Annotated in this window: 22 protein-coding genes and 1 other RNA gene; 8 read left to right on the forward strand and 15 right to left on the reverse strand. The window is 55.2% G+C overall.

The features are described 5' to 3' along the window. Positions 1-100: 100 nt before the first annotated feature. The 5 genes from F6R98_RS18700 to F6R98_RS18720 form a co-directional block, all read right to left on the reverse strand. Positions 101-1,093, reverse strand: coding sequence for an energy transducer TonB (locus tag F6R98_RS18700; protein WP_153250363.1), 993 nt, complete (start codon positions 1,091-1,093; stop codon positions 101-103). Between the two features lie 371 nt (positions 1,094-1,464). Further along, entirely contained in the window at positions 1,465-1,932 is a 468-nt protein-coding gene (locus F6R98_RS18705; RefSeq protein WP_153250364.1) for a nuclear transport factor 2 family protein, read from the reverse strand. A gap of 183 nt (positions 1,933-2,115) precedes the next feature. Continuing rightward, positions 2,116-2,301: a hypothetical protein gene (locus F6R98_RS18710; protein ID WP_153250365.1), complete on the reverse strand. Its 186-nt coding sequence runs from the start codon at positions 2,299-2,301 to the stop codon at positions 2,116-2,118. Between the two features lie 67 nt (positions 2,302-2,368). Beyond that, positions 2,369-2,647 (reverse strand): antibiotic biosynthesis monooxygenase family protein, encoded by a 279-nt coding sequence (locus tag F6R98_RS18715; RefSeq protein WP_153250366.1) that lies wholly within the window; start codon positions 2,645-2,647, stop codon positions 2,369-2,371. A gap of 131 nt (positions 2,648-2,778) precedes the next feature. Beyond that, complete coding sequence (locus F6R98_RS18720) at positions 2,779-3,168, reverse strand: hypothetical protein (RefSeq protein ID WP_153251146.1); 390 nt, start codon at positions 3,166-3,168, stop codon at positions 2,779-2,781. A 758-nt stretch (positions 3,169-3,926) separates the two neighbouring features. Here F6R98_RS18720 and F6R98_RS18725 point away from each other — a divergent pair. Continuing rightward, positions 3,927-4,499, forward strand: a complete 573-nt coding sequence (locus F6R98_RS18725; protein WP_153250367.1) for a TetR/AcrR family transcriptional regulator — start codon at positions 3,927-3,929, stop codon at positions 4,497-4,499. A 947-nt stretch (positions 4,500-5,446) separates the two neighbouring features. Here the strand turns inward: F6R98_RS18725 and F6R98_RS18730 are convergent. After that, complete coding sequence (locus tag F6R98_RS18730) at positions 5,447-5,605, reverse strand: hypothetical protein (protein WP_153250368.1); 159 nt, start codon at positions 5,603-5,605, stop codon at positions 5,447-5,449. 270 nt (positions 5,606-5,875) lie between these two features. On the opposite strand from F6R98_RS18730, the gene F6R98_RS18735 reads away from it, so the two are divergent. The 3 genes from F6R98_RS18735 (at position 5,876) to F6R98_RS18745 (ending at position 9,499) form a co-directional block, all read left to right on the forward strand. Next, positions 5,876-7,015, forward strand: coding sequence for a metallophosphoesterase (locus F6R98_RS18735; protein ID WP_153250369.1), 1,140 nt, complete (start codon positions 5,876-5,878; stop codon positions 7,013-7,015). A 394-nt stretch (positions 7,016-7,409) separates the two neighbouring features. Next, on the forward strand, positions 7,410-8,156 hold the full coding sequence (locus tag F6R98_RS18740; RefSeq protein ID WP_153250370.1) for a thiopurine S-methyltransferase: 747 nt from the start codon (positions 7,410-7,412) through the stop codon (positions 8,154-8,156). Between the two features lie 215 nt (positions 8,157-8,371). Further along, positions 8,372-9,499 carry a DUF454 family protein gene (locus F6R98_RS18745; RefSeq protein WP_153250371.1) on the forward strand — a complete coding sequence of 376 codons (1,128 nt, stop codon included), beginning with the start codon at positions 8,372-8,374 and terminating at the stop codon, positions 9,497-9,499. A gap of 208 nt (positions 9,500-9,707) precedes the next feature. Here the strand turns inward: F6R98_RS18745 and F6R98_RS18750 are convergent, their stop codons facing one another. Both F6R98_RS18750 and F6R98_RS18755 read right to left on the reverse strand, forming a co-directional pair. Further along, positions 9,708-10,514, reverse strand: coding sequence for a bestrophin-like domain (locus tag F6R98_RS18750; RefSeq protein WP_153250372.1), 807 nt, complete (start codon positions 10,512-10,514; stop codon positions 9,708-9,710). A gap of 43 nt (positions 10,515-10,557) precedes the next feature. Then, positions 10,558-11,022, reverse strand: a complete 465-nt coding sequence (locus F6R98_RS18755; RefSeq protein WP_153250373.1) for a hypothetical protein — start codon at positions 11,020-11,022, stop codon at positions 10,558-10,560. Positions 11,023-11,091: 69 nt separating this feature from the next. Here F6R98_RS18755 and F6R98_RS18760 point away from each other — a divergent pair, with 69 nt between their 5' ends. The 3 genes from F6R98_RS18760 (at position 11,092) to F6R98_RS18770 (ending at position 12,631) form a co-directional block, all read left to right on the forward strand. After that, positions 11,092-11,526, forward strand: coding sequence for a hypothetical protein (locus tag F6R98_RS18760; RefSeq protein ID WP_153250374.1), 435 nt, complete (start codon positions 11,092-11,094; stop codon positions 11,524-11,526). Positions 11,527-11,558: 32 nt separating this feature from the next. Beyond that, positions 11,559-11,925: RNase P RNA component class A (gene rnpB / locus F6R98_RS18765), an RNA gene on the forward strand. A 199-nt stretch (positions 11,926-12,124) separates the two neighbouring features. Then, complete coding sequence (locus tag F6R98_RS18770) at positions 12,125-12,631, forward strand: hypothetical protein (RefSeq protein WP_153250375.1); 507 nt, start codon at positions 12,125-12,127, stop codon at positions 12,629-12,631. A gap of 130 nt (positions 12,632-12,761) precedes the next feature. Here F6R98_RS18770 and F6R98_RS18775 read toward each other — a convergent pair whose 3' ends face one another. The 7 genes from F6R98_RS18775 to hisB form a co-directional block, all read right to left on the reverse strand. Beyond that, positions 12,762-13,325, reverse strand: coding sequence for a gamma carbonic anhydrase family protein (locus tag F6R98_RS18775; RefSeq protein WP_153250376.1), 564 nt, complete (start codon positions 13,323-13,325; stop codon positions 12,762-12,764). Further along, entirely contained in the window at positions 13,326-13,649 is a 324-nt protein-coding gene (locus F6R98_RS18780) for a phosphoribosyl-ATP diphosphatase (RefSeq protein ID WP_153250377.1), read from the reverse strand. Further along, positions 13,649-14,032, reverse strand: a complete 384-nt coding sequence (gene hisI, locus F6R98_RS18785) for a phosphoribosyl-AMP cyclohydrolase (RefSeq protein WP_153250378.1) — start codon at positions 14,030-14,032, stop codon at positions 13,649-13,651. Before hisI ends, F6R98_RS18780 begins: the two co-directional genes overlap by 1 nt. Continuing rightward, entirely contained in the window at positions 14,032-14,796 is a 765-nt protein-coding gene (gene hisF / locus F6R98_RS18790) for an imidazole glycerol phosphate synthase subunit HisF (protein ID WP_153250379.1), read from the reverse strand. The genes hisI and hisF overlap by 1 nt, the downstream gene beginning before the upstream one ends. Before the next feature lies 1 nt (position 14,797). Next, on the reverse strand, positions 14,798-15,529 hold the full coding sequence (gene hisA, locus F6R98_RS18795; RefSeq protein WP_153250380.1) for a 1-(5-phosphoribosyl)-5-[(5-phosphoribosylamino)methylideneamino]imidazole-4-carboxamide isomerase: 732 nt from the start codon (positions 15,527-15,529) through the stop codon (positions 14,798-14,800). Positions 15,530-15,590: 61 nt separating this feature from the next. Then, positions 15,591-16,229, reverse strand: coding sequence for an imidazole glycerol phosphate synthase subunit HisH (hisH, locus tag F6R98_RS18800; RefSeq protein WP_153250381.1), 639 nt, complete (start codon positions 16,227-16,229; stop codon positions 15,591-15,593). A gap of 153 nt (positions 16,230-16,382) precedes the next feature. Next, positions 16,383-16,973 carry an imidazoleglycerol-phosphate dehydratase HisB gene (hisB, locus tag F6R98_RS18805; RefSeq protein WP_153250382.1) on the reverse strand — a complete coding sequence of 197 codons (591 nt, stop codon included), beginning with the start codon at positions 16,971-16,973 and terminating at the stop codon, positions 16,383-16,385. A gap of 140 nt (positions 16,974-17,113) precedes the next feature. On the opposite strand from hisB, the gene F6R98_RS18810 reads away from it, so the two are divergent. Next, a complete protein-coding gene (locus F6R98_RS18810) occupies positions 17,114-18,340 on the forward strand; it encodes an argininosuccinate synthase (protein ID WP_153250383.1) in 1,227 nt (408 codons plus the stop codon). Positions 18,341-18,441: the final 101 nt, after the last annotated feature.

Consider the following 18,441-nt stretch of genomic DNA (forward strand, 5'->3'; position numbering starts at 1 on the left):
CACTTTAAGTACCGGTGGATACGTCGGCGCCTTACCCAAGGCAATTCGCCACTATCGTTTGTTCGTGAGTTTCGTGTTTTTTGCGGACCTGCTTTTGATGTCAACGCGTTGCGGGCATCACCTTCACGCTCCGCCAGTTGAAATCCACCTCCTCGTCCGCGCCAAACACAACCGTGAAGGGAAAAACGCCCTCCAGCGGCATGTTGCCGCGCTTCGGCGGTGTAAAGCGCCAATGCTGCACAGCGCCCAATACCTGATTGTCCAGCTCATCATGGCCACTGCTCTGTACCAGATCGACGCCGCTGCAACTGCCGTCGGTAGCAATATGAATCAGCACCTTGACCACGCCTTGATAGTTGCGTTGCATCGATTGGCGCGGGTAGATGATCCGGGGATTGACATTGACGATGGAACCGGGACTCAGTCCTCCCTCAGGCGAAGTAAGACCGCCGGAATGGCTGTCGCTGCCGCCACCGCCGCCCCCACTGCTCGCCATGTCGCTGGAAAAACTATGCGACTTATAGGCAAAAGGATCATCAAACGTCTGAACCGGCTTTTCCTTGACCGGACTGGGTTTGGCTATCCTGGGGGGCGTTTCTTTCGGAGGCTCCTTTACCGGCCTTGGCTTGACTACCTTGGGAGGCGCAGGTTTCATCACCTTTACCGGTTTGCTGGCCGGCTTGGGCCTGGTTGCCGCCTGTACAGGTTGAGGCGCTTTTGACGGCGCAGGAGGCGCAGGAGGCGCAGGTGAGTTAGTTTGCGGACCGGCTGATTTTGCCGGCGGCAGGCTCGACAATGAGACTTCTATGCGTTTTTCGCCCTTCTCGGCCAGCAGCGGCTTGGGCTTTTCGTGGTGCTGCTGATAGTACAGCGAGAACAGGATATGCGCTATGATCGAAAGAGCAACGGCAATCCACAAAGGTCCATTGATCGTTTTCGATTGCAGATCCGCTGTTTTGCGCTCCTGCGCCCTTAATTTGCGCTCATACAGTTCCTGTATAGCCAGCAGCTCCAGAACCAGCGCATCTTTTTCAGCGTGGCTCATGCCGTCCAGATCGGCTTGTGTCGGGCGATTTTTATAAAACAGGTTCAAAATATACTGATAGCAGAGATGATATAGCGCGGACGGTCGGATATGCGCCTAAGGCATTTCACAATCTATGGGTATGATTTTACCACTGTCTTGATGAAGCGCCGGTTTAATTAATCTCATTTAAACAGTTGCCGCTGAGCCCATCGTACTGGGTACGTCTGCATACAGATCAGGACACCGTCAACCTGCAGAGGGTGCAGGCCACTATCTCATCCCTGCCCGGACGGCCACGGATTTGCTCATGCTCACCAAACGAAATCGACTCCGCGAGCAGCCCAATGCTCGCGGAACCCCGGATTCAACGGAAAATATCTGTTATGAACTCTACCGGGAACAGGAGGATTTTTATCGGACAAGACGGAAAACGCTATTCACAAACCCAACTCGCCCAATCCAGGATGTTCATTCGGGCGGCGGCCCAACGGCCAGAGAAACAATCTGTCCTCAGCCTTGATCGGTAAATCGTTAATACTGGCAAAGCGGCACTGCATCAAACCGAGCTCGTTAAACTCCCAGTTTTCGTTGCCATAGCTTCGAAACCAGTTACCGGCATCATCACGCCATTCATATGCAAAACGCACCGCGATGCGATTACCGGCGGCAGCCCATAACTCCTTGATCAGGCGATAATCCAGCTCTCTGGCCCACTTGCGCTGTAAAAACGCGTGAACCTGCTCCCGGCCTACCGGAAATTCGGAACGGTTACGCCAACGCGTATCTTCGGTGTAAACCTGAACGACGCGACCGGGATCGCGGCTATTCCAGGCATCTTCCGCCATGCGCACCTTCTGCGCGGCAGTTTCCGGGGTAAATGGCGGTAAAGGCGGTCTGGTTTCCATAAGCTATTCTCCGAAATACATATCCGATAACATATAATAGACTGTGATGTCTACATTCGAAGATAGCGTAGCAGGATGTAGACAGATTTGTCTACTACAAATAGAGCGACTACGAAAGATGCCGCGATCTCTGGCTGCGTGCGTAACACCAGTACTGCTTCTCCCTGCCGGTTTCACACTTGCCTACCAACAACCCCAGGCTTGTGATGCGCAGCTCAGCCGCTTTTCTCTCGGGATGCCGTTGTCGCCTCGATTTTGCCAGAAACGGTCCGGTTGAAAATCCGCTTGCAGACGCGGCAGTAAATCTTCGGCAAAAACGGTAAGGCCGTCATAGCCGCCAAGACACGCACAAAGTGTTTTCTGATTCACTAAATTCATCCTCTTTTAATCGAGCCTCCATCGTACTCGAAACAAGCGGATCGCCAATCATTATTGTTCAGTAGATTTTATGCGTGGGCCGCCCGATCAATATTTCGCTTGCGCCCCAGTTGGTGACATTGCGGAAAGCGTCCGACGTTATGAAAGCCTGAAAAGCGGCCTGATCCTTCCAATGCGAAATGATCAGGAACTTGCTGGGCTCGCCATGCTCGCTGTAGAGCCTGGATTCCTCGTGACCATTCGCTTGCGCCAGCGCGTTGGCAACGTCTTCAAAAGCTTTTGTAAACTGACTTTCCTTGCCGGGAATAACGTGGTAATTCATTCCGATAGTAATCATGGTCTCTTTTTGTATGTGTGGTTGAATTAAATTGCGATATTACCTGATTTATAAGAGAGCGTGCGAGTTGCAGCGGTTGACCATGAATCTACCGGCGGCGTTACTTTAACGTAGCGCCGCCGCTAGCATGCTCAAACAGCGTTGAACATGACCATGCCGGCCCAGCCGAAACCGACAGTTGAAACGACAAACGTTGCGGCTGTATATACCTTGGCCCAAGTATATTGCCAGAAATCCGGCTTGAGCATCGCGATGGTAAATACAGTGGGATTGGTGAAACCACCGATTGCGATCAGCCAGCACGCTTCGACAGGCAATGCAATGCCAGCCGCTTTAGCAACGGCGTAAATCACCAGGTTGAGGCCGGCCATCAGAATATAATCGATGTGCGCCTTGATCAGCAGGCCGTAATCCTTGATCAAACCGCCATCCAGACCCTTGATCGGGAACCAGCGGGAAAACGTACCCAGCCAGGCGCAGGCCAGCGAACAGAAAATCAGGATGACGCCCATTTTCAGCATAACTTCCACTTTATTTATCCTATTCTTACTTGTAAATATTGAGATTGAGCTTTCAAATCGAGAACGATGCAGCGGAAGCGTGTCGGTAATATTAACCAAGCTGCAAAGTCCACCCCTTCGGCTACCGCTCAGAGCAAGTAGCTCACCACAGGCCGTGGAAGCTCTCTGCCCCCATCTCTGGGCGCAGAAGGTCCAGCTTGTCTCACCGCGCTTCCTTTTCAACAGCCATGCTGAACAGTTACTTCCTGTTTTCGAGTTCAAAGTTTAGAAACGTGGCGTTGATGTAGGCAACAATTTCCTCCACAGCTTCGCAACCAACCCCGCGCCAGCTTTTGCCTGCGGGCAGTAACCGGACATGTGGTCCATTCAGGCACGCTCCAAGGCATCCCATTCGCTCCAAGGGCACTAACAACCCTGCTTCGGCCAGTTCCTGCTCCAATTTCACGGCTATATCCAAACCTCCACGATTCCCGCAGGAATGCGGGTTCGGTGCATGTCTTTTCATGGCGCATACGACTAACTTCATATCAATACGCTACGAGTGACTCAAAAAGTAGACCGGAGGAATTACATACTAACCGGTCAGTATTCCTTGTTCAAGAGTAAGTATTAACGCTGTCACAACAGTCAGGTGTTATAAAAGGGTCTAAACAAGCCGTACAGGTATACACGCAAGATTATACCGGCCGGGAATTTCCATTGAAAACCAATGTACCGATCGGTATATTGCTAAGATATCGTCAAACATCCTGGTGTCCATGGCCCGTAACCTGAAAGAACAGATACTCGAAACCGCTTCCAGGCTTTTTTACTGCCAAGGAATCAAGGCCACGGGAGTCGAAGCCATTGTGAAAGCGGCGGGAACCACCAAAATAAGTTTCTACAAGTATTTCCCGTCCAAGGATGAACTCGTGATCGCGTTCCTCCGCAAGCGCGACAAGGACTTCACCTACTGGTTCGTCGAACAGGTTGACTGCAAGGCGGAGCAGCCGATAGACAAGCTGCTGGCGATTTTCGATGTGCTCGGAGAATGGATGGAAATCCCGGAGTTTCGGGGCTGTGCGTTTATCAACGCGGCGGCGGAGTTTCCCTTGGAAGGCAACCCCGTGCATCGGGTGTCCGCGGAGTTTTACGATCAATTCAGGCGCTATATCAGCAATTTGGCCGGACAGTGCGGCATCGAAGCACCGGAAAGTCTAGCTTTGCAATTGAGCCTGCTGGTTGAAGGTGCGATTGTTTCCGAGCAAATGAAGCGCCATTCGGGCGCTGCTGAGCTGGCCAAACAGGCTGCCGGAGTACTACTGCAAAGCCGCTTGAGCGGCGCTGATTAACAGCTATCCCTGTGCCACCAAATCCCTGACCATCTCACCCAGTTTCTTCAACGCACATTCCAGCCAAGCGTTCCAGCGCAACGGAGACGGATAAAGTCGCCGTATTTTTTCTGCTTGGACGGGTACAGCGGTCCGGGTGGCGATGATAATGCTTTCCAAGCCCGGCGGTGCAGTGCCGTCGCGTCGGCGTGCTTCAGACAGATCTACCCGCAAGCACAAAACCGCCTCATGGCTGCGTCACACGGGTGTCGTCAGGATAAGCAGCCCACGGATTTCACCGAGCGGGTGGTTGTTTGCCGCAAATGGCGCTCATACCCACCCTGCGCCTGTATATGGGCGGCCACGCAAGAGTAAACGGCCGGCGTTCTCGACAGACGCGTTCACCGACTCGCTGGCTTTTGACGACGAGATTGCAATCATCGGCGTATCGGGTGCAGCAGCGCTCGATACACGGTACGCGCCGTTGAAGACGGCACATCAGCCGGTCATGACTGACGCGGTCGAAAGGCCTCCAGATCCATGTCCACCACCCAGCGAAAGCCGTAGCTGTCGCAGCGAAAGTGCGGTTCCCATTGCGCGCAGACAACTTGCGCAACCGGCCAACTGGATAAAGCGATCCACTGCCGTTGGTATCCCCAGCGAACGGGTTTTCCATCAGTATCGAGAATAGCACAATCAATCCCGGCCTGGGGAGATACATGCCCCTGCTACCCGTTGCGCGCGGATATCCAGCCAGTGCTGTTTGAGGAAGACGGGGAACTCCTTGACCGTCATGCAATCGACTCCGGTGCGCCTTTGTTCCGGCGGGCTCGCTTGAGGGCGCATTGCAGGTAGTCGCGGACAGCATGCGTTCCAGCAATCCGGCAGGGTTTGCGGTCTCGGATATTCCGGATACGCCAACACCGGGTCCATCGCACGGCTGGGCCGTGTCCTGTTCAGGCCTGTTGTCAAATGCTACCCCATTGTTCTTCAAATTGATATCCCTCGTCGTTCATCGGCAACGGATAAACCTTGTTGAACTGAACCGTCGGCACATCGGCGGCCAAAGAGGTGTTGGCGTAAACCACCCAGGCGTGTTTACTGCAGTTTGCGGCGGCGTTCGACAATGCGCTTCGCAGTATCTGCCGGATCGTGCAGTACCGCTTTGCCGATTAATGCGAAGCCGCCATACCGGCTCGATTAATGCCAAAGTTACTATACCGGCGCATTCTGCTTGAAGAATGGCGGCTTCTGTTCGGTTCCTGCTTCTGCAGTGCCGTGAACGGATCACACGCAGGATTATTGGCCTGCGGGGGCCACGAGACGATATATTACCCGCTGAGACGCATTTGCTGTAGTGTGCATATACTCAATTACTTAACCGACCCTGTTCTGCCATGCGCCGTTCCGCTTTTTTTATACGCGTCATTATCCTCGGCTTTATTTTACATCTCTATATCGGGCTGCGCCTGATTCCGGATCTGCCTGTCTCTACGCCATATCGCTGGCTGGCTGCATTGCTATTGCTGTTGTCATGGCTGTTTATCCTGCTGGCTATTGCCGCGCGCCGTTTGGAATCTGCCAGACTGAGCGACCGGCTGGCATGGGTCGGCTTACCAGCGATGGGCGCTTTTTCCTCGCTGCTGGTTTTGACGCTGTTGCGCGATATCTCGCTGCTGGCATTACTGGTGCTGAATACTGCAGCGTCTGAATGGCGCGCCGATTCTGCCGTTGCAGTTCCGTTATTTGCGCTGCTGCTGACTTTTGCCGGGTTCATCAATGCACGGCGGCTGGCGCGCGTAGTCACGATCAAGGTGCCAATCGAAAATCTTCCGGCGGCGCTGCAGGGCTTCACCATCGTGCAGATCAGCGATATCCACGTAGGGCCGACCATCAAGCGACGTTATGTCGACGCCATCGTCGATGCAGTCAACTTGCTGGAAGCGGATATGATAGCGCTGACCGGCGACCTGGTCGACGGAACGGTAGAGCGGCTTGCCGGCCATACCCTGCCGTTTTCACGCCTGCGTGCGCGGCATGGCGCGTATGCCGTCACCGGCAACCACGAGTATCTTTCCGGCGTACATGGGTGGATCACGGAATTCGAGCGGCTGGGAATGAAGATACTGCAGAACGAACATGTGGTGATCGCACACGGCGATGCGCGACTGGTCGTGGCGGGGGTTAATGATTTCAGCGCCGGACGCTTCGATCCGGCGCAGCGCAGCGACCCGGCTGCAGCCATAGCCGGCGCGCCGCCCGAAGCGGCAATACGCCTGCTGCTCGCGCATCAGCCGCGTAGCGCTGCCGCGGCGTCGGAAGCGGGGTTTACGCTGCAGCTGTCCGGCCATACCCACGGCGGACAGTTTTTTCCATGGAACTTCTTCGTCCGTTTACAGCAGCCTTTCACCGCCGGGCTTAACCGTTACAACAACCTGTGGGTTTATACCAGCCGCGGTACCGGCTACTGGGGGCCTCCGAAGCGCATCGCCGCGCCATCTGAAATTACTCGCCTGCTTCTGGTTGCGGCCGGCTAAAACTGTCAATTCTGACAGGTGTTGGGAAAGCGAGGATGGTCTAAAATAGAGACAGCATCTGTTTACAAAAACTGTCGCTAGTCGATGTGGCGAAATGGGTAGACGGGAGTCTGTCCTCCTCCTGCCCATTCTTTTTCCCCCAACCCGGCCGGGATCGTAATCTGGAGCCGGGTTACCTGACATATACCCGCCGCCATTCCGCAGTTGCCAAATACGCTTTTTCTTCGCCCCTGCTACTCAACTCCCTATCAGATATGCTAGTCTGGCAATACCCTTAAATGAAACTTTGAGGCGGCATTCGCGTAGTAGCGTCTTATCAAACTGCATGCCTCTTCTCACGAAGTGTTGTGTCCTATTTGCCGATACACAACCCACTTCCTGGAGAAGAACCGCCATGCCAGATTATCCGGCCGATAACAAGAACGCAGAGGCAACCGGTAAGCCAGCCCTCGTCACACAGGCGCTCACCAGCGCCGTCAGCAGCCGCGACAATCGCCTTTGGCGACAATGCTGGCGCGACCGTAGCACCGATTTCCATCAAAAATCGGTGAATGCGTTTCTTACCCGCTTTTGGCCCGGCTTCGAGCTGGAGCCGGGAAGCCGCGTGTTTGTGCCTCTTTGCGGCAAGAGCCTGGATATGATCTGGCTCGCCGCCCAGGGGCATGAGGTTATCGGCGTTGAGTTGAGCCCTATTGCGGTACGGGCTTTTTTCAACGAGAACCACTTACAGCCGGTACGGCGCAGGGCTGGTAAATTTACACTGTGGGAACATGGGACACTGCGTATTCTATGCGGCGATTATTTCTCGCTGACCCCAAGCGACCTGGGACGAATCGATGCGGTCTATGACCGCGCGTCGCTTACGGCATTGCCCGAAGATATCCGTAAACTTTATGTCGCCCATTTGACACGGCTGATACCGGAAGCCCGCAAGCTGTTTCTGCTGACCACTGAGGATGCGGAAGAGGGAGAGACCGAGGCGCAAGCCTTCGGTATCGACGAAGAAATTAAAATGCTGTATTCGGAAAACTTCGAGATAGAATTAGCCTGTGTCGACAGTTTGTTCGAGCCTGGAGCGGAATTGCCGGGCCTGCCGCGGCAACGCACTTCGTACAAGGTATACCGGCTTCGAACCCGATAAGACTGAATCAGCCCTACCCCTCATACTGTTGCACTGCGCATGCGAAGCTTCCCATCACCATTGTCAGTAAGTAGCAAGACCTGCCTGTTCATATCGAGACCGGCAGAAAAAGGCCGGCGCGCATACGATAACAGGAGAGACACCGAAAATGCGATGATAAGCGTTACGCCGACGCCGTTATTACGACTATGCCGGTGTCAAGTAATTGACGACAAATGAATAGCACACATCACTCTATTGAAGCAACCGAATACGCCATCCATCTCAACCGGCAGGCCGGCTGGCTGCGCATACATTCTCCGCATGTATTCCGTCGCGAGCGGCGCGGTTTTTGCCGCCTGATCATCGATAAAGCGGTGATGATACCCAGCGTACTATCCGCCGGCATCGACCTTTCCACATCTTCGCTACGTTTGCACTTCGAGCTTGATTGCGATATCGCCGAACTATCGAAGAATTTTGCCGATGCGCTGCGCGCCGCGCAGGCTCTCGATGCTGCCGGCGTTCGTTCCGCTACCCGCTGGGATATGCTGACTGCGTTCAAGACGAAGGCCGGCGTTACATTTTGGGAGGCGCGTTCTCCGACCGTATCCCGCCTGGATCTGCGATGGTCACCCAATCCGGCGAATCATCTCAACCTCATACTGGTGATCGAGCAACTGGCGCAGATACCGGGCGTGCTTTCCTGCCGGATAGGATACTGGCCGCACCGCCTGCTGATTGATTACGATTATTCGGCGGTGACGGCATTCGATCTCCTGCATGAAGGTCGGCAGAGATGGGCCGACAGCTATTCCATCGTCGATACCCGCTACGGCACGGCCGCCAGGCGCCAAATCCAGGAAGCCGCCGGATTGCGGCGCATCCCTTATTTTGTTCTGGCCGGAGGCTGCTTCGTTTTAACCTTGGGCGGCCTGCTGCTTCCGGGCGTTCCGACCGTGCCTTTTCTGGTAGCAACCAGCTATTTCCTGGCGCGCGCATCATCCGCGCTGCATGAGCGTTTACTGAGCGCGCCCGTGCTGGGCGCCGTCCTATGCGAATGGGAGCGCTATCGCGGCTTGAGCGCGGCATCGAAGGGCACGCTTATACAGATGAGCTCGGCGCTGGTTCTTCTCTCGGTGGCACTGGACCCTCTGGACCCGATAGCGCTGGCGTTAACCATGTTGTTCGCATCCATCGCCTTTTACAGCACTTCGCGTATTCCGCAGGCCCCGCTTTCGACAAGCGGCGCAGAGCCGCCGGCCTGCGCCGCCTCTGATAAAGAAACTTACGATTGCGGAGACGTCCAGCACCTCGCACCGACGCTTGATTACAGTGCAGAAAACCAATTAGCAGGGTTATAGAGCGCTGAGGTAAGAAAACAACATCATTCCGGCAGAGCCTGCCCCGCACTTGATCCGGGAGATTATTTGGAATCCAGTGACAAAAACGTTACATCAATGTAGCTAATACGCTCGGCGCTCTATATCCGCTCCCGCCCTCTCTAGGTTTATTGCGTGAGATGGAGGCCTGTATTCGAAGGCCTGCCTCGCACTGCTTTGCCGGCAGACGCTAATCGACCAGCGCCGGATCATAAGCATCAAGAATCGTTAGCAGCTGCTGATACGACTCGGAGCCCACGCCGTTCGGCCCTCGAAACGGATTATCCAGGCTGACGATCAGAAAAATCATCAAACCAATAAAAACCGCAAGCATGCCGGTCAAACAAACATGCGCGCGTCTGTCGCTCATATGAAAAAAGAAGCTCACCACGATAGTGAGCAAACCGCCGAAAAAAACCACCACCCACATTTCCAGCGGCAGTCCGCTATCCACCGAATCGACGCGCAGACGATACGCTTCAACCAGCTTGTTGAACGCTTCAAAAGCGGTCATGTAAACCGCTTTTTCGGCTTCGTTCGCGGGAACGAAACCCAGCATTATCTTGTCTATGCGCGTCATGAACAGCGCCTGTCCTTTAAAACACTCATCGCCGTTGTGATGAGCGGGCCAGGCTACATCGACCACATAATGCAAATAGTCCCGCACCTGGGTTTGCAAACGGCTCTTCTGCGGTTCGGGAAACCCGCTGATATCGCGATAAAACGCAGCAGCGGCGGCAGCTTCCCGCGATACCAGGTTATCGACATCATCAGCGTTTTGCCATGCGCCCACCGCGATTTGTCCCAGCAGTAAACCGTAAAACACCCCTACGCCGGAAAAAAAGCCGTTTACCGGTTCATTGGTCTCATGCGACAAACTGAAGCGCCTGTGTATCCAGCTTCTGCTCAACGCAAAAGCAGTGAGCGAAATGAAAATAAAAAATCCGACCGTCAGAGCTGCCAGCTGCCAATTCGGCAAATCGTAAATCCAGTACATCAACGCTTGCTGTGGGTAAAGAATCAGTTTATGTCAATACCGGCTAAAAGGAACGTCCGGTACGTTCGGAATTTCGCAACGGCGCGGTTTGCCCATTGTTCTTTTTCGAGGCCTCGCCAAATTCCTTGCTGATCATTTCATCCCAGGAATGATACGGCTTGAACTCGTCGCTGCCGGCGGCAATTTTTTGATTGACTTCCTGCCGCGCCAGATCGATTATTTCTTCCGGTTTTAGCCCATCCACCGCCTTTACAAACGCGTCCGGACCTTCTTCGTTCTTTAGTTTCTCCAGTACGCCGAAGGCGGTATCGAACAAGGTGCGATCATCGGACGGCATGGTGCGCCTTACCTTCAAGGCCGACTTTCTGACCTGTTCCACGGTTGAGCCATCCAGTTCGCGCCCTTCCTGCATACGCATGAATGCCGGAAAAAAATACGGAATAGCCAGCAACGCCATGACCCAGGCCAGGATTTTTATTTGAGATGTCTTTTGCGGTTGCGCTTTCATTTGTTGTTCTCCCCAGGTTATAGTCAGGTATTATAATCATCCGCCATGCAGGATATGCAAACTTCCAACATGCGTTCGAGACTAAGTTCTTCTCCGCCGGCTCGATCGATCGGTCGCTATCTGCATGCAACAACCTTGTTGCTTGTCAACCTTGCGCTGACGGCATGCCCGCATGACATGGGCATGTTGAAAATGAACGAGCAGCTCGACGCTTACGGCGCCGCCTTGCGCTGGAGCCGCTACGATCAGGCCCTTGATTCGCTTGCGCCTCCGCTTCGCGCGCAGTACAGGCTGCAAACATTTGGCAATGTACATGTTACGTCGTACAACCCGCTGCACCAGCAGGAAAGCGGCAACGGCTCCATGCTGTCGCAGAAGGTTGAAATCCGCTATTTACTGGGGAGCGCGGGCGCAGAGAAGTCGCTGATTGATCAGCAGACCTGGTTTTTAGACCAGGAAAAAAACAAGTGGTTCCTGCAGAGCGGCCTGCCAAATTTCAGGTAGCGCAGGAAGCCTGATGCGGTTAGACTGATAATGGAGTTGGCCAAGACAGTCGCTGCCCGCGATTGCGGGGGGAGGAAAGTCCGGGCTCCGCAGGGTAGAGTGCCAGGTAACGCCTGGGAGGCGCGAGCCTACGGAAAGTGCCACAGAAAAGATACCGCCTTGCAGCCTTCGCGGGCCGGAAGGTAAGGGTGAAATGGTGCGGTAAGAGCGCACCGCGCTTCCGGTAACGGAAGCGGCAGGGAAAACCCCACTCGGAGCAAGACCAAATAGGGGAGCAAGGGCTGGTCCCAACATGTGACCCGCATGGCTCCCGGGTAGGTTGCTTGAGGCGGATGGCGACATACGCCCCAGATGAATGACTGTCCTTGACAGAACCCGGCTTAACGGCTGACTCCACTTCTTGCCGGTAGCATGGCTTGAACGAAGCCATTGTGTCAGAATGGTAGCCTGCTTGGCGCTACGGACGGCACACGCCAGGATTCAACCCTCGACAGGAAGAGATTACTCAAAGATGCGCGTTGCCCATTCCACGGCGCACGCCCGAACTTCAAGGTAACAAAAAATGTTCAGACGCAGACAAAAGCCAGCATTTCCCTCCATGTCCGTTCAACCTGCATCATCCGGAAACGCGCTGCTGTGGCGGATAGTGGGCGCGATACTGGCCATTTCAGCCATCGCCGTGAGCTTCCTGTATTGGGAACTGATATGGGAACTGCTTTCGGAAGGCGTCATACTCGCGCTGGAAGCGGGAGAAGAAGCGCTGGACACCGTGTACGAGGCTATCGGACTCAATCCCGCCCTATCTCAAATCGCCACCGCCTATACCGGTTTCGTGCTGGGACTGGTGCTGGTTTACTTTATTGTGCGCAAAACGGTACAGCTGGCCAAAATACTGCAGAAAAAAATCGCGCTTTATCGCGACGCTTATGGAACGGTCTACAAGCAATGGCAGCACAATAAACAGGAGCGGATTTTAGCCTGGTGGGAGTCGCTGGACTGGATGCAGAAAACCGCAGCAATATCCGCACTGCTGCTGATCGGCATCCCGCTCGCCATGTTGGCTTCTTTCCTGCTCGGCGAGCTGGTTACAATGTTCATTGCCTAGCGAGAGCGTTACCGTGCAAATCGCATAGCGAATACCACCCAGCCTCTCCCGTCGAGAGAGGCTGGGTGAGGGAAACCACTCATGGCGCAAGCGTTTGCATGATAGAAGGCGACGCTTGCACCATGAGCGGTCAGGCCTGCGGAGCGTAAATCCAACCCGGCTCCCAATTCGCCAGACACTCGTTTTTGAGCGCCACGTAATGACTGGCGGAATAGCGCAGAAACTGTTTTTCTTCCTCGCCAAGCGGCCTGATGCGCTTGGCTGGCAAGCCGACGTAAAGGTAACCGGACTCCAGACGCTTGCCGGGCGCCACCAGACTTCCGGCCCCCAGCATCACATACTCTTCAATTACCGCGCCGTCCATGACGATGGAACCGATACCGATCAGGCAATGATCGCCAACCGTACAGCCATGCAGCACCGCGCGATGTCCCACCGTCACATTGCGGCCTATGATTAACGGAAAACCCGAGGGAGCCGCTTCGTGAGCATGGGTCACATGCAGCACCGCGCCGTCCTGAATATTGCTGCCGGAACCGATGGCAATGGAATTGACATCGCCGCGCACCACCGCCGCCGGCCAGATGGATACATCGTCCGCCAATTGCACCGAGCCGATCACCACCGCGTCGGCATCGATATAAACGCCCGCGCCAACTGACGGACTATCACCCTGCCAGCTCCGGATAGTCATCTAGTCTTCGCGCCGCGATGCTTTTTCTTCCAGGCCGGAAACCCCGAAGCGCCGTTCCAGCTCCTTCAGTACGTCCATCGGCCCCAAATCCTGATACGCCAGCAGCACCATGCAATGGAACCAGAGATCGGCCATTTCGTATACGATCTGCTCGGGATCGCCACCTTTTGCGGCGAGCACGGTTTCGGTGGCTTCCTCGCCGATTTTTTTCAGGATGGCGTCGATACCCTTGGTGTACAGCTTCGCAACATAGGATTGATCCGGCGTCTGCGGTTTACGCGCCTCGAGCGCGTCGGCCAGCTTGAATAAAATATTTGCAGTCATCAGTAAATGATCTCCGGTTCTTTCAAAACAGGCTCCACAGTTTCCCATGCGCCGTTATTCAGCGCGCGGTAAAAACAGTGATGGCGTCCGGTATGGCAGGCAATGCCGCCCTCCTGTTCAACTTCGAGCAAAATGACATCGCCATCGCAATCCAGGCGCATGTTGATCACCTTTTGGCTATGCCCGGACGTTTCGCCCTTACGCCATAATTTCCGGCGCGAACGCGACCAGTACACGGCGTATCCCTCTTCGACCGTCAGCGCCATTGATTCCCGGTTCATCCAGGCCATCATCAACACCTGACCGCTGCCCGCTTCCTGGGCGATTACCGGCACCAGCCCGTCGGAAGTCCAACTGATTTCATCCAGCCAGGATTTATTCATTATAGACGCACCGGAATATTTTGAGCGGCCATGAATTCCTTGGCTTGTCGAATGGTGTATTCGCCGAAATGGAAAATACTGGCCGCCAGCACCGCATCGGCCTTGCCGTCTATCACGCCGTCGGCAAGATGCTGCAGATTGCCGACGCCGCCGGAGGCAATGACCGGCACCGGCACCGCATCGCTGATTGCACGCGTCAGCGCCAGATCGAAACCGCTCTTGGTGCCGTCGCGATCCATGCTGGTCAGCAGGATTTCGCCTGCGCCGTAATCAGCCATCCTGCGCGCCCATTCAATGGCGTCGAGACCGGTGGGCTTACGCCCCCCATGGGTAAAAATCTCCCAATGTTGCGGCGCGGCGCTCACCTTTTTCGCATCGATCGCAACGACGATGCACTGCGAACCGAATTTTTCCGCCGCCTCACGCACGAACTCCGGGTTAAATACCGCCGCAGTATTAATGCTGACCTTGTCGGCCCCTGCATTCAACATGCGGCGTATGTCATCCAGCGTGCGTATGCCGCCGCCGACCGTCAGCGGAATGAACACCTGACCGGCGACCTGTTCGACCACATGCGCCATCGTTTCGCGATCGTCGGAGCTGGCGGTTATATCGAGAAATGTCAGTTCGTCCGCACCTTCCGCGTCATAACGGCGCGCCACTTCAACCGGATCGCCGGCGTCGCGGATATCGACAAAACGCACACCCTTGACAACACGGCCGTTATCGACGTCCAGACACGGAATAATCCGATTCGCCAGCATCTTACAGCGATTCCGCCAGTTTGAGTCCTTCGGCGAAATCCAGCGTGCCTTCATAAAGCGCGCGCCCGGTGATGGCGCCCATCACGCCGTCGCCGACTATGGCCCCGAGCGCGCGAATATCGTCCAGGTTGGTAATACCGCCGGAAGCAATGACCGGAATATGTATCGCGCGCGCCAGCCGCGCCGTCGCTTCGATATTGACCCCGCTCATCATGCCGTCGCGGCTGATATCGGTATAAACGATGGCCTCGACGCCATCCGCTTCGAATTTTTGCGCGAGGTCGATGACATCGTGATGAGACAGCTTCGACCAGCCGTCGATCGCTACCTTACCGTCTTTCGCGTCCAGACCGATAATGATGTGGTTGGGGAATTCGGCGGCGATATCGCTGACAAAATGCGGCGCGCTGACCGCCTTGGTGCCGATGATGACGAAATCGACGCCGGCATTGAGATAGCCCTGTATGGTGTCTTCATCACGGATGCCGCCGCCCACCTGGATCTGTACGTCAGGGTAGGTTTCGCGAATGGCGTGAATAACGTCGCCGTTACGCGGCACGCCGGCGAAAGCGCCGTCCAGATCGACCAGATGCAAACGCTTTGCGCCCTCCGCGATCCACCGCCCCGCGACCTGGACAGGATCATCGGAAAAAACCGTGTCGTCTTCCATGCGCCCTTGCCGTAACCGGACACATTTCCCGTCCTTGAGATCGATAGCCGGAATTAAAAGCATGTCAGATTCCTCGTCATCACTATAAGTCTATTAATTGTCTATGCCTGTACCCTGCGTCGCGTCAGGGCGCCCATGTAAGAAAATTGGACAATAACCTCAAACCTGCCGCCTGGCTTTTTTCCGGGTGAAACTGAACCGCAAACATATTCCCGGATAAAACCGCCGCCGTAAACGGCTCCGGATAATCGCTGCTTGCCGCCTGTACGGACGCCTGCGCAGGTTGAACATAATAACTGTGCACAAAATAAAACCAGGTTTCCTGGGCAATGCCGTTCCACAACGGATGCGCGAACGACTGATGCAGGCGGTTCCAGCCCATGTGCGGAATTTTCAGCTTGTTGCCGGAATGATCCTGCAATCCTTCGGGAAACCGCGCCACCTTGCCTGATATCAATCCAAGGCCGCGCGTACCGCCGTTTTCCTCGCTTTCATCCAGCAAGGCCTGCATGCCGAGACAGATCCCCAGCAGCGGTTTATTTTTCGCGGCTTCGGCAATAACGCCGTCAAGCGCTCGTTCGCGTACCGCGGCCATACAATCGCGCATCGCGCCGACGCCGGGAAACACCACGCGATCCGCGGCGAGAATTACGGAAGGATCGGAACTGACTTGCACATGGGTCGCGGAGTCCGCGCATTGAACAGCCTTGGCGATGGAGTGCAGATTACCCATTCCGTAATCGATAATGGCGACCGAGGACATAGAAAGACCGATTTAGAATAGGAAGGCGTTGGCGATGGGATCAGGATTGTCCATTTTATAAGGAAGCGCTGATTAATTCAAAACAAACTCATTACAAATACAAAAAAGCCGTATCAGTACATGCGCGCAAGCAAAACTCCGCACCCCCTGCCACTAAAGCACGCCCTTGGTCGAAGGAAGCGTATCGAGCCGGCGCGGATCGAATTCAAGCGCTGCGCGCAACGCGCGACCGAAGGCCTTGAACACCGTTTCGGCGATATGATGCGCGTTTACACCCTTAAGATTATCGATATGCAGGGTAACGCGGGCGTGATTGACAAACCCCCTGAAAAACTCGTTCAGCAAATCCACGTCGAAACTGCCGATCAGCGAGCGCGGAAAAATCACGCCGTATTCCAGTCCGGGGCGGCCTGAAAAGTCCACCACGACACGCGACAACGCTTCGTCCAACGGAACGTAAGCGGAACCGTAACGCTGGATACCCTTCAGACTGCCTGCGGCGGCGGCAACAGCCTGCCCGAACGCGATGCCGACATCTTCGACGGTATGATGGGCATCTATGTGCAAATCGCCGCTGGCCCGGATATCCAGATCGATCAAACCGTGCCGCGCAATCTGGTCGAGCATGTGATCCAGAAATCCTACGCCGGTATCCAAATTGGACAGACCGCTGCCGTCCAGGTTCAAACTGACGCAAATCTGCGTTTCCAGGGTGTTGCGTTCTATGCTGGCTTTTCGGTCCATTATCGGTATTGTTCGCATGAAGTTTAGGTGTTAAAAGAAAACATTATCATAAAACCAGGCGTCAAATAGATAAACCCTCAAACCGCGTGACCGAATCCCGTTATAATATCCCCATTTTCCAATCATAAACACCTGCACCCATGTCGAAGCAATCCATCAAAAAAGTGGCCCTCGCCTATTCAGGCGGTCTTGATACATCGGTTATCCTCAAATGGCTGGAAGAAATCTACCAATGCGAGGTTGTCACCTTTACCGCCGACATCGGTCAAGGCGAAGAAGTCGAGCCCGCGCGCGCCAAGGCGCAGGCGATGGGCATCCGCGAAATTTACATCGACGACCTGACCGAAGAATTCGCGCGCGATTTCGTATTTCCGATGTTTCGCGCCAATGCCATCTACGAAGGCGAATACCTGCTGGGCACTTCGATCGCGCGTCCGCTGATCGCCAAGCGCCTGATCGAAATCGCCAACGAAACCGGCGCCGACGCGATATCGCACGGCGCCACCGGCAAGGGCAACGATCAGGTGCGCTTCGAACTGGGCGCCTATGCGCTGCGACCCGACATCCGGGTCATTGCGCCCTGGAGAGAGTGGGATCTGACCTCGCGCGAAACCCTGCTGGCCTATGCCGAAAAGCACGGTATTCCTATCGAAATGAAACGCGGCAAGGCGTCGCCCTACTCCATGGACGCCAATTTGCTGCACATTTCCTACGAAGGCGGCGGGCTTGAAAATCCGTGGTGGGAGCCGGAGGAGGACATGTGGCGCTGGTCGGTTTCCCCGGAAAATGCCCCGGACAAACCGCTTTACATCGAATTAAGCTACGAAAACGGCGATATCGTTGCGCTGGACGGCGAACGCCTGTCTCCGGCGCAAGTACTCAGGCGTTTGAACCAGCTCGGCGGCAGCAACGGCATCGGCCGGCTCGATATCGTCGAAAACCGTTATGTCGGCATGAAGTCGCGCGGCTGCTACGAAACGCCCGGCGGCACGCTGATGCTGAAAGCGCACCGCGCCATCGAGTCCATCACCCTCGACCGCGAAGTCGCGCACTTGAAGGACGAACTGATGCCGCGCTATGCCAGCCTGATCTATAACGGCTACTGGTGGAGCCCGGAAAGAAAACTGTTGCAGCAGATGATCGACGCTTCGCAAGCCACGGTAAACGGCGAAGTTCGCTTGAAACTCTACAAGGGCGGCGTCAGCGTGGTCGGACGCAAATCGGAACGCAACAGCCTGTTCGACGCCACCATCGCCACTTTCGAAGACGATCAGGGCGCTTACGATCAGCGCGACGCGGAGGGCTTCATCAAGCTCAATGCGTTGCGCATGCGTATCGCGGGTAGAAAGGGAATCAGTTTTATTTAGAAAACAGGCAGCAATTCTGAGGCTAGTTGAAAGTTCACGACCGGAGTAGCCGGAAGCGGAGTAAACCAGCCGGGACACACCGTGAATCCACCCCTTCGGTC

This window comes from Candidatus Methylospira mobilis (assembly GCF_009498235.1).
Taxonomy (GTDB): Bacteria; Pseudomonadota; Gammaproteobacteria; order Methylococcales; family Methylococcaceae; genus Methylospira; species Methylospira mobilis.

Excerpts from the sequence above, each read along its gene's own strand:
- F6R98_RS18705 (WP_153250364.1), bottom strand. The coding sequence starts at position 1,932 with ATGGAAACCAGACCGCCTTTACCGCCATTTACCCCGGAAACTGCCGCG.
- F6R98_RS18715 (WP_153250366.1), bottom strand. The coding sequence starts at position 2,647 with ATGATTACTATCGGAATGAATTACCACGTTATTCCCGGCAAGGAAAGT.
- F6R98_RS18720 (WP_153251146.1), bottom strand. The coding sequence starts at position 3,168 with ATGCTGAAAATGGGCGTCATCCTGATTTTCTGTTCGCTGGCCTGCGCC.
- F6R98_RS18725 (WP_153250367.1), top strand. The coding sequence starts at position 3,927 with ATGGCCCGTAACCTGAAAGAACAGATACTCGAAACCGCTTCCAGGCTT.
- F6R98_RS18735 (WP_153250369.1), top strand. The coding sequence starts at position 5,876 with ATGCGCCGTTCCGCTTTTTTTATACGCGTCATTATCCTCGGCTTTATT.
- F6R98_RS18740 (WP_153250370.1), top strand. The coding sequence starts at position 7,410 with ATGCCAGATTATCCGGCCGATAACAAGAACGCAGAGGCAACCGGTAAG.
- F6R98_RS18745 (WP_153250371.1), top strand. The coding sequence starts at position 8,372 with ATGAATAGCACACATCACTCTATTGAAGCAACCGAATACGCCATCCAT.
- F6R98_RS18750 (WP_153250372.1), bottom strand. The coding sequence starts at position 10,514 with ATGTACTGGATTTACGATTTGCCGAATTGGCAGCTGGCAGCTCTGACG.
- F6R98_RS18755 (WP_153250373.1), bottom strand. The coding sequence starts at position 11,022 with ATGAAAGCGCAACCGCAAAAGACATCTCAAATAAAAATCCTGGCCTGG.
- F6R98_RS18760 (WP_153250374.1), top strand. The coding sequence starts at position 11,092 with ATGCGTTCGAGACTAAGTTCTTCTCCGCCGGCTCGATCGATCGGTCGC.
- F6R98_RS18770 (WP_153250375.1), top strand. The coding sequence starts at position 12,125 with ATGTCCGTTCAACCTGCATCATCCGGAAACGCGCTGCTGTGGCGGATA.
- F6R98_RS18775 (WP_153250376.1), bottom strand. The coding sequence starts at position 13,325 with ATGACTATCCGGAGCTGGCAGGGTGATAGTCCGTCAGTTGGCGCGGGC.
- F6R98_RS18780 (WP_153250377.1), bottom strand. The coding sequence starts at position 13,649 with ATGACTGCAAATATTTTATTCAAGCTGGCCGACGCGCTCGAGGCGCGT.
- hisI (WP_153250378.1), bottom strand. The coding sequence starts at position 14,032 with ATGAATAAATCCTGGCTGGATGAAATCAGTTGGACTTCCGACGGGCTG.
- hisF (WP_153250379.1), bottom strand. The coding sequence starts at position 14,796 with ATGCTGGCGAATCGGATTATTCCGTGTCTGGACGTCGATAACGGCCGT.
- hisA (WP_153250380.1), bottom strand. The coding sequence starts at position 15,529 with ATGCTTTTAATTCCGGCTATCGATCTCAAGGACGGGAAATGTGTCCGG.
- hisH (WP_153250381.1), bottom strand. The coding sequence starts at position 16,229 with ATGTCCTCGGTCGCCATTATCGATTACGGAATGGGTAATCTGCACTCC.
- hisB (WP_153250382.1), bottom strand. The coding sequence starts at position 16,973 with ATGGACCGAAAAGCCAGCATAGAACGCAACACCCTGGAAACGCAGATT.
- F6R98_RS18810 (WP_153250383.1), top strand. The coding sequence starts at position 17,114 with ATGTCGAAGCAATCCATCAAAAAAGTGGCCCTCGCCTATTCAGGCGGT.